Annotated in this window: 15 protein-coding genes; 11 read left to right on the forward strand and 4 right to left on the reverse strand. The window is 63.9% G+C overall.

The window, feature by feature from the left end; genetic code table 11:
* The first annotated feature begins 128 nt into the window (after window positions 1–128).
* From EPL01_RS04695 to EPL01_RS04705, 3 genes are all read left to right on the forward strand, one after another.
* Complete coding sequence (locus tag EPL01_RS04695) at window positions 129–824, forward strand: potassium channel family protein (protein WP_135824108.1); 696 nt, start codon at window positions 129–131, stop codon at window positions 822–824.
* A 79-nt stretch (window positions 825–903) separates the two neighbouring features.
* Window positions 904–2,508: a TrkH family potassium uptake protein gene (locus tag EPL01_RS04700; protein WP_135824547.1), complete on the forward strand. Its 1,605-nt coding sequence runs from the start codon at window positions 904–906 to the stop codon at window positions 2,506–2,508.
* A gap of 64 nt (window positions 2,509–2,572) precedes the next feature.
* Window positions 2,573–2,857, forward strand: coding sequence for an amphi-Trp domain-containing protein (locus EPL01_RS04705; protein ID WP_135824109.1), 285 nt, complete (start codon window positions 2,573–2,575; stop codon window positions 2,855–2,857).
* Between the two features lie 40 nt (window positions 2,858–2,897).
* Here EPL01_RS04705 and EPL01_RS04710 read toward each other — a convergent pair whose 3' ends face one another.
* Entirely contained in the window at window positions 2,898–4,835 is a 1,938-nt protein-coding gene (locus EPL01_RS04710) for a molybdopterin biosynthesis protein (protein ID WP_135824110.1), read from the reverse strand.
* A 526-nt stretch (window positions 4,836–5,361) separates the two neighbouring features.
* On the reverse strand, window positions 5,362–6,588 hold the full coding sequence (locus EPL01_RS04715) for a molybdopterin molybdotransferase MoeA (RefSeq protein ID WP_135824111.1): 1,227 nt from the start codon (window positions 6,586–6,588) through the stop codon (window positions 5,362–5,364).
* 94 nt (window positions 6,589–6,682) lie between these two features.
* Here EPL01_RS04715 and EPL01_RS04720 point away from each other — a divergent pair, with 94 nt between their 5' ends.
* The 8 genes from EPL01_RS04720 (at window position 6,683) to speB (ending at window position 13,264) form a co-directional block, all read left to right on the forward strand.
* Window positions 6,683–7,039 carry an Hsp20/alpha crystallin family protein gene (locus EPL01_RS04720; protein WP_135824112.1) on the forward strand — a complete coding sequence of 119 codons (357 nt, stop codon included), beginning with the start codon at window positions 6,683–6,685 and terminating at the stop codon, window positions 7,037–7,039.
* A 9-nt stretch (window positions 7,040–7,048) separates the two neighbouring features.
* On the forward strand, window positions 7,049–8,722 hold the full coding sequence (locus tag EPL01_RS04725; protein ID WP_135824113.1) for an ABC1 kinase family protein: 1,674 nt from the start codon (window positions 7,049–7,051) through the stop codon (window positions 8,720–8,722).
* 191 nt (window positions 8,723–8,913) lie between these two features.
* Window positions 8,914–9,864 (forward strand): ZIP family metal transporter, encoded by a 951-nt coding sequence (locus EPL01_RS04730; protein ID WP_135824114.1) that lies wholly within the window; start codon window positions 8,914–8,916, stop codon window positions 9,862–9,864.
* A gap of 40 nt (window positions 9,865–9,904) precedes the next feature.
* Window positions 9,905–10,189, forward strand: coding sequence for a hypothetical protein (locus tag EPL01_RS04735; RefSeq protein ID WP_135824115.1), 285 nt, complete (start codon window positions 9,905–9,907; stop codon window positions 10,187–10,189).
* Window positions 10,190–10,247: 58 nt separating this feature from the next.
* A complete protein-coding gene (locus tag EPL01_RS04740; RefSeq protein WP_135824116.1) occupies window positions 10,248–11,318 on the forward strand; it encodes an aminotransferase class I/II-fold pyridoxal phosphate-dependent enzyme in 1,071 nt (356 codons plus the stop codon).
* A gap of 285 nt (window positions 11,319–11,603) precedes the next feature.
* Window positions 11,604–11,876: a DUF8028 family protein gene (locus EPL01_RS04745; RefSeq protein ID WP_135824117.1), complete on the forward strand. Its 273-nt coding sequence runs from the start codon at window positions 11,604–11,606 to the stop codon at window positions 11,874–11,876.
* A 170-nt stretch (window positions 11,877–12,046) separates the two neighbouring features.
* A complete protein-coding gene (locus tag EPL01_RS04750; RefSeq protein ID WP_135824118.1) occupies window positions 12,047–12,427 on the forward strand; it encodes a translation initiation factor IF-5A in 381 nt (126 codons plus the stop codon).
* On the forward strand, window positions 12,428–13,264 hold the full coding sequence (gene speB, locus EPL01_RS04755) for an agmatinase (protein WP_135824119.1): 837 nt from the start codon (window positions 12,428–12,430) through the stop codon (window positions 13,262–13,264).
* Window positions 13,265–13,295: 31 nt separating this feature from the next.
* On the opposite strand, the gene EPL01_RS04760 is transcribed toward speB, so the two are convergent.
* Together EPL01_RS04760 and EPL01_RS04765 are read right to left on the reverse strand one after the other, a co-directional pair.
* Complete coding sequence (locus EPL01_RS04760) at window positions 13,296–13,895, reverse strand: hypothetical protein (RefSeq protein ID WP_135824120.1); 600 nt, start codon at window positions 13,893–13,895, stop codon at window positions 13,296–13,298.
* Between the two features lie 40 nt (window positions 13,896–13,935).
* Window positions 13,936–15,114, reverse strand: a complete 1,179-nt coding sequence (locus tag EPL01_RS04765; RefSeq protein ID WP_135824121.1) for a trypsin-like serine peptidase — start codon at window positions 15,112–15,114, stop codon at window positions 13,936–13,938.
* Between the last annotated feature and the right edge of the window lie 5 nt (window positions 15,115–15,119).

A 15,119-nucleotide genomic window follows, 5' to 3' on the forward strand; every position in this document is an offset into this window, starting at 1 on the left:
GCGGAGCGGTAGTGTGGGAGAACGGACTGTATTCGGGAATCAGAAACTCCCTTTTATATTTGCGACCGATTCCCGGACCCAGTTCATACCGCTATCTTTTCATCCCTATCGTGAATACTCTCTCGAAAATGTACATCGTGATCGTCGGCGCTGGCAATATCGGTAGCCCTCTCATCGAAATTGCGACCGCGGGCGGGAACGAGGTCGTCGTCATCGAACGCGACGAGCAGAAGGCCGAACACGCCGCCTCTACGTACGACTGCCTCGTTCTCAACGACGACGCGACCACGAAGGACACACTACTGGACGCGGGTATCGACCGCGCGGACGCGCTCATCTCCACGACCGATCAGGACGCGACCAACGTCATGGTCAGCCTGCTCGGCAAGGAGTTGGAGGTCCCCAACATCGTCTCGGTCGTCCACGACGCCGAACACATGGACCTGTTCCGCCGAATCGGCGTGAACACCATGCAGAACCCCCAGCGACTCATCGCCGAGTACCTCTATCGGGCGGTCAAGCGCCCCTCCATCATCGACTACATGCGCGTCGGCGACGAGGCCGAGGTCTTCGAGACCAGCGTCACCGAAGGGGCCGCCATCGCGGGGAAGACGATTCAAGCGGCCGCCACCGAGGGTCTCCTCCCCGAAGATACGCTCGTCGTCGCCATCGAGCGCGACGGGGCCGACCAACCCATCACTCCCCGAGGAGATACCGAAATCCGAGTCGGCGACGTGGTGACGGTCTACTCCGAGCGCGGCGCGACGCCCGAAGTGACCGACGTGTTCGGCCACTTCGAGGACCACCCGATTGGCGAGGCCTGACGTGGCCCGGAATCGGACGGTTCGTCGGGTACCGACGGACCTCGCTATCATCGCACGAGACGTGGGGTCGCTGCTCGCCATGGAGGCCGGACTGATGACCATCACGGTCGTCGTCGCGCTGGTCTTCGCCGAGTGGTACCCCGCGCTCGCCTTCCTGCTGTCGGGCGGACTTACAGCGAGCGTGGGTCTCGGAGCCAAGCGGTACTTCGCCGAGGCCCCCGAACCGCGGATGAAACACGGGATGATTATCGCCGCCTCCGGGTGGTTCTGCGTCGCGCTGTTCGGCGCGATTCCCTTCCTCCTGACGGCGTACCTGACTCCTCCAGCGGTCATGGCGACCTACGTCGAGTCGGCCCCCGCTGGGACCTACGAGACGGTGACGATGTTCGGCGTCGAGTCCCGGTCGAGTCTGGTCTACTTCCGCGACCCGCTCCACGCCTTCTTCGAGAGCATGAGCGGGTGGACCGGGTCGGGACTCACGATGGCGGTCCACGAACCCACGCTTCCCCGCGCCGTACAGTGGTGGCGGTCGTTCATCCAGTGGGTCGGCGGCGTGGGCGTCATCGTCCTCACCACCGCGATTCTGGCCCGTCCCGGAAGCGGAAGCTACGCCCTCTACCGGAGCGAAGCCCGCGAGGAGAAGATTCATCCGAGCATCATCTCGACGGTCCGGACCGTCTGGAAGATTTTCGTCCTCTACACCGTGCTGGCCGTCCTCGCCATGTTCGTCGCCATCTCGCTGTCGGACTACGGCTCTCGACTCCCGGCGTGGCGGGCGTTCTGGCAGGCGCTCAACCACGCCATGACCGGCCTCTCGACTGGCGGGTTCTCGGTCACGGACAACTCCATCGCAACCTACGACTCGCCGCTCATCGAGACCGTACTGTTGCCCATCATGGCGCTGGGGGCCATCGCCTTCCCGATTCACTACGGAATCCTCTCGAATCGGGACGCGGAACCGCTCTGGGAGGACCTCCAGACCCGCTGGCTGTTCGTCCTGTTCGCGGCCGGAATCGTCGTCCTCTCGCTCCAGAACGCGGTCGCCGTCACCGCGGCGTTCGAGGCCGCCAACTACGCCGGACTCCAGACGGTCGGCCTCTCGGCGGCCCAGACCACAGCGGTCCGCGACTCGGCGTTCCAGTGGGTCAGCGCCCTCTCGTGTACCGGGTTCCAGTCGTCGGGCATCGGCGACTGGACGGCGGGCGGGAAACTGCTGGTCTCGGTTGCGATGGTACTGGGCGGGGCCGCGGGTTCGACGGTCGGCGGCATCAAAATCATCCGGGCCTACACCATCGGCCGGGGCATCGTCTGGCAGTTCTCCAGAGTCTTCCTGCCCGAGAGCGCGGTCGTCACCGCCAACATCAACGGCCGAAGCCTCTCGCGCAACGAGATGGAACGTGAGTTCAGCGAGGCCGCCATCGTCAGTCTCCTCTGGGTCGTCCTGCTGGTGGCGAGTTCCATCGTGCTGGTGAACGTCGCCGGACCGGAGTTCGGCTACGCCGACGCCCTCTTCGAGGTCGCCAGCGCGCAGGGCAACGTCGGCCTCTCGACGGGCATCACCGGGCCGAGCATGAGTCCCCTCGCAGAAGCGATGTTCCTGTTCAACATGTGGGTCGGCCGCCTCGAAATCATCCCGATTCTGGTGTTCGGACGCTCGCTCATCTACGGCCTGAACCCGCGCTGAATCGATTCTCGCCGATTAGGAGTCACCCCGTCCGCTTATTCCGGTCGGTGTGTTACTCTTGGGCATGGGGGAACTCGAAACAGAAGCCGAGAAGTCCAGAGCGGAGATTGCGACTCAACTTCGGGAGCTGGCCGACCAACTCGATACCGGCGGCGACGTGACGCTCGACCTCGGCGGGAAGCAGGTGACGCTGAACCCGACCGAACCGGTGACGTTCAAGATGGAGGGCGAATCGGACTGGACCGAGGGCGACTCGGAAGCGAAACAGAGCATCGAGTTCGAGATGGTGTGGCGGCGCGAGGCCCAGACCGCCGAGGAGGGGACCCTCGACGTGTCCGACTCGCAGTAGGCGCGCCGGGCGGGGAACCGACCGCGACGGGTCTCCGGGCCTACCGCTCGAACCCCGGCAAGTCGCCGAGGAGGGCGTCTAGCTCCTCGTCCAGCACCTGCCGGAGTTCGCGGACGCCGGATTTGCCTTCGCGGTCGGGATTCGCCAGCACCCGGACCGTCTCGGCCCCGACAGCCACGAAGTCCAGTCCCAGTTTCTCGGCGGTCGCGCGCAGGCCGACTCCGGCGTCGGCCTGCCCGCTGGCCACCTTTCTGGCGGGACTCTCGTGAGCTTTCGCGGCCAACTCGAAGCCGTCGATGGACTCGACGAGGTCGTGGCGCGAGGAGCCACGCTCGTCGGCGAGGTCGGCGAGCGCGTTGCCGAGACTGGTCCGAAGCCCGGAGTCGCTCCCCCGGTTGACGAACCGCAGGTCGCGGTCCACGAGGTCGGCGAGGTCCGAAATCTCCTCGGGGTTCCCGGCGGGCACGACCAGTCCCCACTCGCGCTGGTAGGAAGCCAGTTCGTCGGCGTCGATGTCCCTGTCGGCCGACTCGGCGGCCGACGCGACCGCGAAGTCCGGCACGCCGTCGCGGAGTCGCCGCAGCCCCTCGCGGGACCCGACCGAGAGGTAGCGCGGTCGTTCGAGGCTGTCGAGCAGTCGGGCCAGCGCGGGGTCGTCCTCGCCGACGCCGAGGAGGGTCGGCGGGCGCACGTCCGGCGAGAAGAGTTGGACCTCGACCGTCTCGCCCTCGGCGACGTAGGCGGTGTCGGGCGGGACCTCGACCACGCCGTCGGCCTCCACGAGGCTGGTGGTCGCGCCGCTGCCCTTGTCCACGACGTAGGCCAGCAGGTCGCCGCTCGCGGTTCCACCGCTCGCATTCGAGGCACCGGGTGCCTCGCCGATTTCGGTCAGGCCGACCGGCATCATCCGCATCCGACCCTCGCCGTATCGCTCCTCGGTCGCCATCCGGGCCTCGACGATTGCGGTGGCTGGTTCGGGGACTCCGGCGGCCTCGCGGATGGCGGGCGCGACGAACGTCCGGAAGATGGTGAGCGCCGAGACGGGGTAGCCGGGGAGTCCAACGTAGGCGGAGTCTGCGACTCTGCCGACCAGCATCGGCTTGCCGGGCTTGACCGCGACGCCGTGGAGCAGGAGTTCGCCGCGCTCCTCGATGACGCGGTAGATGACGTCCACCGCGCTGGCGCTCGTGGAGCCAGACGAGAGGACGAGGTCGCACTCGTCGGCGGCCTCGCGGAGGATGCGCTCCATCTCGTCGTAGTCGTCGCCAGCGTGCGGGTAGAGTGCTGGCTCGCCGCCCGCTTCTTCCACGGCGGCGGCGATGGTGTAGCTGTTCACGTCGTAAATCTGGCCCGCCGCGCTGGTTAGCTCCTCGCCGGGCCGGACCAACTCGTCGCCGGTCGAGACGATGCCGACGGTGGGCGTCCCGCGGACCGGGACCTCCTCGACGCCGAGCGCCGAGAGGAGGCCGATTTCGCGCGCCGTGAGCCGGGTTCCGGGGCCGAGCGCCCGTTCTCCCGCCGCCACGTCGGCCCCGGCGAGCATCACGTGGTCGCCGGGTGCGACCGCGGTCCGGATTTCGACCTTTGCGGCCTCTTCTCTCTCGTCCGTCCGCTCGACCATCACCACGGCGTCCGCGCCGTCGGGCATGACCGCGCCGGTCGAGATTTCGGCGGCTTGGCCCTCCGCGACTTCTACGTCGGGTTCCGCTCCGGCGTGGACCGTCCCGACGAGGTCGAGGAGGGCGGGGTCCGACTCGTCCGCGCCGAAGGTGTCCCGCGCCTGGACCGCGTAGCCGTCCATGCTCGCCCGGTCGAACCCCGGCACGTCGAGGCCGGCGTCGATTCGCTCGGCGAGGACTCGGCCTCTGGCTTCTTCGAGCGGGACGCGCTCGGGGTCGGGGGTCAAATCGAGGCTGGCGATTGCTTCGCGGGCGTCCTCGGGGTCCGAGAGGTCTCTGAACTCTTTTCGGTCAGTCATTGTTTGTTGGTTCCTTGTGGGGTTTGGTGGTTGGCTGGTGTTTTCGGGGTTCTACGCGGGTGAAGTGAGTCCGAAGTGACAGCAGAAGAAGCGGAGATGAACGCCTCTGAAGCCCCCGCCCGGTCGCTACACAAGAGGAATAGGTCAAGACCGACAGCAGAAGATTCGGAGATGAACGCCTCTGAATCCCCCGCCCGCTCGCGGTCGCTCAGCGACATATCCGCGGCTCTCCGCACCGCCCGCCGCGGATAGCGGTCGCTGAGGCGACCACGTAAACGCGACCGGGCGGCCCCTTCATCCTCCCGAACCGCACCGCGACCGCGGGCCACGGGCCTCCCCAACCGATTGCGGTCCTCGGCTTCGCCTGCGGTCCTCATCCCTCGCGCGGAGAGGGCGCGGCGCACGAGAGCGCCGCGCCAGCGCGCGCCAACCGCAGACAATTGTTTCTGTTTGCTTAGACAATACCTGGGTTTCCTAAATATTGGAAGATACGTGTCTGAACGCCGGGCGTGATTTTCGTCCCACTTCACGCCGACCACTCCCAGTCCTGCACGGAGACCGTCTCGCCCTCCGGAATCCCCTCGCGGCCCTCGGGCACCTCGACCCAGCCGTCGGCGAGCGCGACGCTGGAGAGGACGCCCGAACCGGAGGCTCTGGTCGGCGTGGCGGTCGTTTCGCCGTCCTCGCCCGCGCCGAGTTGCACCCGAGCGAAGGTCCGGATGCCGGGTTCGCTCCGAATCTTGCGGTCGAGTCGCGCCTCCGTGGTGGGGAAGGAGTCTCGCGGGAGTCCGCCGACCGCCTTCATCGCGGGCCGGAGGAACTGGACCGCGTTGATGATGCAGGCGACGGGGTAGCCCGGAAGCATGACGACGGGGGTGTCCTCCACGACGCCCACCGCGACCGGGTGGCCGGGCTTGAGCGCGACGCCGTGGAATAGGATTTCGCCGAGGTCGGCCACGACTTCGGGAAGCAGGTCGCGCTCGCCGACCGAGGAGCCACCGGTGGTGACCACCACGTCCTTCGTCAGGTCGCGCTGGACGGCCGCCCGGAGCGCGTCGGGGTCGTCGGTCACCACGTCGCGGTAGGTGGCCTTGCCGCCCCACCGCTTGACGTAGCGCGAGACCGTCAGCCCGTTGGTCTCGACCACTTCGCCGGGATTCGGGTCCGACTGGACCAGTTCTTCGCCCGTCGGAATCACCCCGACCGTGGGGCGCTCGCGGACTTCGACGGTATCGACGCCCACGGACTTGAGCAGGCCCAAGTCGGACGGTCGGAGTCGATGGCCGGGGTCGTAGAGATGCTGGCCCTCCGCCACGTCCTCGCCGACCGGCGCGACGTTCTCGCCCTCCGCCACGGCGTCGAAAATCTCTACTTCGTCGCCGAACTCGTCTACCTGCTCTATCATCACCACCGCGTTCGCCCGGTCAGGGAGTTCGCTTCCGGTGTGGACCCGGACCGCCGAGTCGGGGGTCAGCTTTTCGCTCTGACGAAGCACCTCTGGCGACCGGTCGCTCGCGCCGAAGGTGTCCTCGGCCCGGACCGCGTAGCCGTCCATCGCGGCCCGCGGGTAGTGGGGGACGTTTCGCGCCGCGACGACCTCCTCGGCGAGGACTCGGCCGTCTGCGGAGGTAAGGGGGACCTCCTCGGTCCGGTCGTGGGGAGCCACCGCGTCGAGGAGGCGCTTTCGGGCCTCGCCGATGCGGGTCTTGTCCTTGAACCCGGACTGCTTGCGGTCCGGTTGGTCTTCGCTCATGGGTTGAAATCGGCCCGCTGTGGGCAAAAACGTGTGGGACTGGCCCGCAGACCGGACCACACCCTTTTTCGCCCCTCCGTCCTAAAATGATGGTATGTCAGCGCTTCGTGAGGCCATGCGGGAGTTGCCGGACGCGGTGTTCGCCGACTTGCTGGAGAGCGACGACGCCTACCTGTTGGTCATTGACTTGCCGGGAGCCAACGAGGAGACGGTGGACGTCGGCATCACCGACGGGAGACTCGAAATCGAGGCGCGCCGCGAGAAGGACGTGCCGATGGACTTCTCCTACTTGCAGGAGGAGCGGTCGCTGTTCCTCGACGCCGACCTGCCCCTGCCGCCGGACGCCACCGGGGCCGACGCGGAGGCGACCATCGACCGGGGCGTGCTGGAACTCCGCCTGCCCAAGCGCGAGGCCACCCCGGAGCAGGAAATCCACGTCGAGAGCCGGTGACGCCGCGGGGTGGTCACACTGGCTAACCTCCGTGCGTACCGGCGGTTCTTCGTCGTCGCGTACCACTTCCTGCCGCTGCTGTTGAGCTACGCCCGCGACCGCCACCGGTTCCTGGTGTTCGGCAGTTCCCGGCGCGTCGATAGCCAGACGCGCGTCGAACGCGCAAACACCCTGCTTGAGTCGCTACTCACGCTCGGCCCGACGTTCATCAAACTCGGGCAACTCCTCTCGACGCGGCCCGACATCCTGCCGCCCGAGTACGTCGACGTCCTCTCGAAGCTACAGGACGAGGTGCCGCCAGCGCCGTGGCCCGAAGCCAGAGCGGTCCTCGAAGACGAAATCGGACCCATCGAGACCGAGTTCGACGAGTTCGACACCGACGCCATCTCGGGCGCGAGTCTCGGACAGGTCTACACCGCCGAAATCGACGGCAAGGAAGTCGCAGTCAAGATTCGCCGCCCCAACATCGAGGAGTTGGTCAACGCCGACCTGCGCGTCATCCGGTGGTCGCTCCCCGTCCTGCTGCGGTTCCTCGGGCAGGCCAGAGCCTTCTCGCTGGAGAATCTGGCCGACGAGTTCGCCCGCACGATTCGCCAGGAGATGGACTACGACCGGGAGGCCGCCATGCTCACCGAGATTCGCTCGAACTTCGAGGGCAACGACGACGTGGCGATTCCGGCAGTCATCGATTCGCATTCCGGGCCGCGCGTGCTGACGATGGAGTACATCACCGGCACGAAAATCAACGACGTGGAGGAACTCGACGCGATGGGGCTGGACCGCCACGAACTCGCGGTCAACTTGCAGGAGGCCTACCTCCAGATGTTGCTCGAAGACGGGGTGTTCCACGCCGACCCGCACCCCGGCAACCTCGCGGTACAGGACGACGGGACCATCGTCTTCTACGACTTCGGCATGTCGGGCCGGGTGGACGAGTTCATCCAGAACAAAATCGTGGACTTCTACATCGCAGTGGCGAACCAGGACATCGACGGGATTCTCGACGCCCTCGTCGAGATGGGCACCCTCAGTCCCGAGGCCGACCGGGCGACGATGGGGAAGGTGATGGAACTCGCCATCGAGGACGCCCGCGGCGAGGACATCGAGACCTACCGCGTCCAGCAAATCGTCGAGCAGGTCGAGGACACCATCTACGAGTTCCCGCTCCGCCTGCCCTCGAACCTCGCGCTCGTCCTGCGGGTCGCCACCGTGGTCGAGGGCGTCTGCGTCACCCTCGACCCGGACTTCGACTTCATCTCGGTCGCTACCGACTACCTGACCGAACAGGGCTACCGCGAGGAGTCCATCAAGCAGTTCGCCGAGGAGGCGGGCGACCAGATTCAGCGGTCGGTCCAGTCGTCGGTCCGAGTCCCGCCGAAACTCGAAAACACGCTCGACCGAATCGAGCGCGACGACTTCTACGTCCGGGCCGACGTGGAGGACGGCAACAACGTCTTCGAGAAACTCGCCAAGCGCCTCGTCTACGGGATGTTGCTGGCCTCGGGGGCGTTCTCGACCGCCTTCCTCTACGCGCTGGCCGACGTGCAGTCCGCCGCGGTCGCGGGGGTCTTCTCGCTCGCCGTCGCGGCCCTCCTCTACCGGACTTTCCGGAGCAAGAAGGGCACCCGAGTCACTCCGCAGTTCACCCGCCACGAGATGCGCCAGCGTCGGGGCGGCGAGTGAGGCCGACTCCCGAGACAGTCGCGCTCTTGTTTCTGGGAGATTGACAGGCAATTCGTTACTGGCGACTGACAGGACGCCGACCGGTTAGTGGATTCTGTCTCGGCGCAGCGCGGGAAACGCTGTTTTAGGATGGCCAAAAACAAGTTCGTATTTTGGAAAGTCTTTTTGGCCAGTAGTGGGTACGTGTGGGTATGGGATTAGTTCAGAACCTCGTGCTGGTGTTCGTCGCGGGTCTCGTGACGGCACTCGCCACGGGACTCGGCGCGATTCCGTTCTTCGTGGTCGACGACTTCGACGACCGCTGGAACGTCGGCCTCTGGGGCCTCGCGTCGGGTATCATGGTGTCTGCGTCGCTGTTCGGACTGATAAACGAGGGACTGGCCTACGCCTCGGGTGGCCTCCCGGTGCTGATGATAGGCGGCCTCCTCGCGGGCGTCGCGCTGGTCGAGGCCGCCGACTGGGCGCTCGACGCCATCGACATTGAGGGTGGTGAGGAAGAAGAACACGACCACGAGGAAGGAGAGGGCCACGACCACGGCGAGAGTGGGGACCACGCCCACGACCGCAGCGAGGGCGAGGAGGTCCACGCCGACGGCGGCGGCCACAGTCACGACGAACACGCCATGGAGGCCGAGGCGTTCGCCGAGGGCGACCTCCGGAAGCTCGTCCTCATCCTCGGCATCCTGACGGTCCACAGTTTCCCCGAGGGCGTGGCTGTCGGCGTCTCGTTCGCCGAGTTGGGCTTCGAGGGCGGCATCCCGATTCTCGGGTTCACGGTGCCCCTGCTCGCGGTGTTCATGACCATCGCAATCTCCATCCACAACGTCCCCGAGGGACTCGCCATCTCCATCCCGATGCGGGCGATGGACGTGAGCAAGTGGCGGATGGTCGGCGCGGCGGTGTTCTCCAGTCTCCCCCAGCCTATCGGCGCGGTCATCGCCTTCGCGTTCGTCCGGTGGGCCGAGTCCTTCCTCCCGTTCGGATTCGGGTTCGCCGCGGGCGCGATGATTTATCTGGTCGCCACCGAGTTCATCCCCGAGGCGCTCGAAACCGGCGAGGACCTGCCGGGAAGCGGTCACAAGGAACTCCTCGCGGGCCTCGGCGTGGGAGTCGCCGCGATGATTCCGCTGATGTACGTCTGATTCGGTAGACATACTTTCTCCGAGCTAGTCCGGTTGCGACGTGAACACGTCTCTCCGGAGAGACGAACTCGCCGTGGCGCTCCTCTCGTCGGTGTTCGTCGGCTTCGCGGTCGTTCTCGCCACGCGGCGATTGGCGATTTGGAAGTGCCTGCCGTCGGTTCCGCCCGACACCTACGGACTCCGTGACCTCGACGTCTGGCACGTCACCTTCGACTGGGCCGGATGTCAGGTACTCGCACCGCTCGAACCGGTGTATCTCGGCGGTCTCCTCCTGCTCGGTGTCGCGGCGTGGACGTGTCGTCGGCGCTGGACCGGGCGCTGGTGACGGCGGGTCAGATTTCCGGCTTCCCTCGGCTTTACCTCGCTGGCGTCGTAGGGCCTGCATGGACATCGCGCCTTTCGAACTCGAACGCTGGTTCGCCGAGTACGAACACGAGGCCGACATCATGCTGGCCGAGAGCGGGATTCGCAGTCTCCGGGCCGACCGGTTCGACTTGAACCCCGGAAAACTGGGCTACGTCATCCCGACGAACGGCGACCCCGAGTTCCGGGCCGAGGTCGGCGAGCGTTACGACCGAGGAGCAGACGAAGTGCTGTTCACCTGCGGGACGCAGGAGGCCAACCTGCTGGCGTTCCTCTCGCTGATGGACCGAGAGAGCCACGCGGTCGTGGTCACGCCGACTTACCAAGCACTCCACGCAGTTCCGGAATCCATCGGCGACGTAAGTCGGGTCTGGCTCGAACCCCCGGAGTGGGAACTCGACGTTGACGCGGTGGCCGACGCGATTCGGCCCGAAACCTCGGTCGTGGTCCTCAACAACCCGAACAACCCGACCGGGCGCTACCACCCCGAGGAGAAAGTCCGGGCGCTCTACGACCTCGCAGCGGACCACGACGCCTACCTGCTCTGTGACGAGGTCTACCGACTCCTCGCCGACGACCCCCTGCCGACCGTGGCGAGCATGGGCGAGTACGGCGTCAGCACGACCAGTCTGACGAAGGCCTACGGTCTCGCTGGCCTGCGGTTCGGCTGGATTGCAGGCCCCGAGGAGGTCGTCGAGGAGGCGTGGGAGTGGAAGGACTACACCACCATCTCGCCGTCCATCTTCGGCCAGCACGTCGCTCGGCAGGCCCTCGGCGAGCGCGAGGAGGCGATTCTGGCCGAGAACCGCGAGCTGGCGGCGCACAACCACGAAATCGTTCGGGAGTTCGTCGCCGAGTACGACCTGTCGTGGTACGACCCGGTGGGTGTCAACGGCTTCGTATCGGTGCCGGACGGATTCGCGGGGAGCAAGGAGTTCTGCCGAGCGGTCGTGGAGGAGGAGGGCGTCGTCCTCGCCCCCGGCGAACTGTTCGGCTACGACGACTACTTCCGAATCGGGTTCGGCCTGCCGACCGACGAACTCGAGGAAGGTCTCTCGCGGGTGGCCGACTGCATCGAGCGCCGCGCCTGAATCGGTCTCGGTGGTCGGACTCGACGGTCGCGCTCGACGGTCGGACGGTGCGCCAGTTGCGAACGGGAATCGCGGGTCGAGTTACCACGAGTCTCGAATCCGGAGATACTTCCTCAGATTCGGTTTTAAAATTTCTAGAGTCCTCTCGACTCGTTGTAAAACGTCGCCACCGCCGCGTAAAACGACGGGAAACCAACGAGTCGGGCCGAAAAGACGCGAATTTCCGCTAAGGCTCTCCCCTTTATATGATGGTGGGGGTCCAACGAAGAGATAGGTGACCCCCTGATGTCGAACGCTCCCTCCACTCTCGACACGCCCCTCGCTGACGAACGGCCCGACGAACGACTCGCCGACGCGCTTGCGTTCGCCCGGTCCGCGCTCGACACCGCGGCCAAGCCCTTCGAGTTCGCCGGGTTCTGGTCGGCGGTCCTCCTCCCGATGGCCTACGTGCCGATGCTGGTCGGCGGATTCGCTGGCGAGCAACGCGCCGTCTTCGGCCTCCTGCTGGCGGCCCACGCCGTCTCGCTCGTCGCTGGACACGGCTACCGCAACGACTGAGGCTCCCGTCCGCCGCTCCCCGCAGTTTCGGTCACCCCCGACTTCCCTACTCGTCTCGACTCGCCCCATTCTTCCCGACGCTCTCAGACTGTCCGCTGGTCGCTCCTGCGCCCGAACCGACGGAAACCCATTCCAAACCGTTTATACTACCCCGGACGCTATCCCGGCGTATGGCAAAAGAGCAGAAGGAAGTACGGGACCTGCAGGAAGGCAACTACGTGATGATCGACGACGCCGCATGTGAAATTAACTCCTACAGCACGGCCAAGCCGGGCAAGCACGGCAGCGCGAAGGCCCGCATCGAGGCCGAGGGCGTCTTCGACGGCAAGAAGCGCAGTCTCTCCCAGCCCGTCGACGCCAAGATTTGGGTCCCCATCATCAACCGCAAACAGGGTCAGGTCGTCTCCGTCGAGAGCGACGACGTGGCACAGGTCATGGACCTCGAAACCTACGAGACCATCACCATCAAGACGCCCGGCGACATCTCCCTGTCGCCCGACGACGAGATCGAGTACCTCGAGATGGACGAGCAGCGCAAGATTCTCGAATAGATGTTCCCCGGCGCGTCCGCCGACCGCGAGGCGGCCGACTACGTGGTCGTCGGCGCGCCCCTCGACGTTTCCACGACGTTTCAACCCGGCGCGCGATTCGGCCCGGAGCGAATCCGCCGGTTCGCGCGCACCTACGACGACTACGACGCCAGAACCGACCAGCACTTCTCGAATCTCTCCGTCCACGACCACGGCGACGTGAGGGCGTGGGACGCCGCCGACGAGTATCTGGAGTATCTCGAAGGGGTGGCGACCGACGTTCGGTGGGACGACGCGGTGCCGCTCCTGCTCGGGGGCGAACACACGATTACGCTCGCTGGCGTCCGAGCGGTCGAACCCGACGTGTTCGTCTGTCTCGACGCCCACCTCGATTTGCGAGCAGAGTACGACGGCAACGAACTCAGCCACGCGACCGTGACCCGCCACGCCCTCGACGTGGCCGACGAGGCGATTCTCCTCGGTGCGCGAACCGGGAGCGACGACGAGTGGGACCGGGCCAGCGAGTCCGACGTGACCGTCGTTCCGCCCGAGGAGGTCGCCGACTGGTCGCCGGAGTTCGGCGATTCGACCGACGGCGACTCGGAGTCGCCGTCGGTCTACCTCAGCGTGGACATCGACGGCGCGGACCCCGGATTCGCGCCCGGCACGGGCACGATGGAACCGTTCGGCATGACGCCCCGCGAGATGCGCGACGTGGTGCGCGAGGTCGCCGAGGACGCGACCGTCGAGGGCTTCGACGTGGTCGAGGTCAACGACCGCGACGACGGCCAATCCGCGGCGCTCGGCGGGAAACTGCTTCGGGAGTTCGTCTTCGCGGATGCCGATTTGTCGGAATAAGAAGTCGAAGTGTGAATTACTACTCGGTTCGTTACTGCTGTTTCCGACTCGAAGTTTTCACATGTATCTCGTAGCTTTCTTTATGCTCTTTGCCAGATAGCCCGATAGTTGAAATAACCACCTTTGGCGTTGCTTCCACTACTTTTTCGAAGGGTATACTTGGTTCTTTAATTACTTCTCCCTCTGGATTTAGAGTCGTGCTATAATCTACGTATACTTCTTTCTCTTTAGAAGTATGGTTAATCCCGACCGAAATTGCTGATAGTTCCTCATCAATGCGTTCGTGTAGCAATTTGTTTATTTTACTAGTTGCTAATTCTGCACATTGTGCCTTTGCCCACTGCGAAAACGGGATTACATCATACGTCGGTACCATCCTCGTCTTGTTTTGAGTGTTCGAGGTAGGCTTTTTATAACCGCTTTTATATCTCACCGAATTATTTCCCTCGATGTACTCCACGTCCTTCTTTTGGATTTCCTTTCGGACGGAGACTTTTGGGGCTTGGCCTTGTTTGCTCATATCCGGAATTGCGGTCTCTCTTGTCTCGGAACTATTGCTCTGTTCGCTCAAGCAACCAGTTACGAGCGTAAGAACACTTACTGAAACAAATCCACGGCGCGTCTTCTTCATATTTTTAGTACTCCGTAAAAGAGAATAAGACTTCTCCCACCTACAGTGCGAGGTTGTACTCGTCGTTCATGATCTTGTCTAACGCAATGGCTCCGGAATCAGTACCGTCGTTAGTCCAGCAATGCAAACCGACGAGCCAGTAGTAACCATCACCCGAGTCAAACCGATAGTGTGGACCTCCGGAGTCACCTCTAGCTTGGTCAGCAGTAGTCCAGAAGTTTCGCTTTCCATTCTTAGCTACCGTTTCCTTAATTGTACCCGAGTTCCTTCCTGCAGATTTCCCTTGATGAGTGATTTCGTATTGGTACCCATCGTTCGCAATCCAATCCCAGCCATGTACTTTGTTGACTGTATCCGTATACCCTCCCCCATCCTCTGCGAGCTTGTTTGTATAATCGACGTCGCTGTACTTGTATTCTATCAGACCTGCATCCATTTGACCGCCGTCAACCCTGATAGAACTGTCAAGTGGGTAACCGAGGTTCTTATCCCACTCCGGTTGGTGAACCTGACCGGGTACCGAGCCATCGTCGTTCTGTAATACGTGTCCTGCTGTCAAGAACCGGCGACGTGAAACACTATAGTCCCAGAACGAAAAGCAGAGCGTCCCACCCAAGTCAATTTTACAACCGCCAGGGCATGGCCGATACGCCGTATCGTAGTATTCCTGTTGAATTTTCTCCTTCTTTTCGAAGACAACAGGTATTTTCTCGATAACTTCTGTATTCTCTGAGCCGCCAGCGGTTCCACTCACGTAGGAGGGGGTGTTATTTTCTACTTCTTCAAATGTGATACTTGGCTCAGAGATCACCTTGCCGTTAGATTTCTTTAGTGTGTCGTAGGACACGACTACGTAGGGTTCAACCTGTTCTGGGGACGTCGAATCATACCTTACACCAGTGTTGATGGAGTTAGACGGACCTATTTTTTCGATTGCTTTCGAAACTCTCTCCGCGGCGTCATACGCGGCCTGGATTCGGACCCAACGTCCGCGGGGAATTGTCGAATGAATAGTCTCAACCTCAGGCGGACTATTCAGCCCATCTGGATGCTTGTATTCGTATCCTTTCACGTATGGAACCTCTTTTTTTGGATCGGAGGTGACCTGCGCAATACTCTCCTGCGAGAGGGTATTAATCGTAGCCGCTGAAAGGCCTAAATTTGCGAGGGTGTTCATGAATCGACGCCGCCCCATCAGTTCGTACTTATCTGATGACATCCACA

Source organism: Halorussus ruber (assembly GCF_004765785.1).
In the GTDB taxonomy this organism is placed as follows: Archaea; Halobacteriota; Halobacteria; order Halobacteriales; family Haladaptataceae; genus Halorussus; species Halorussus ruber.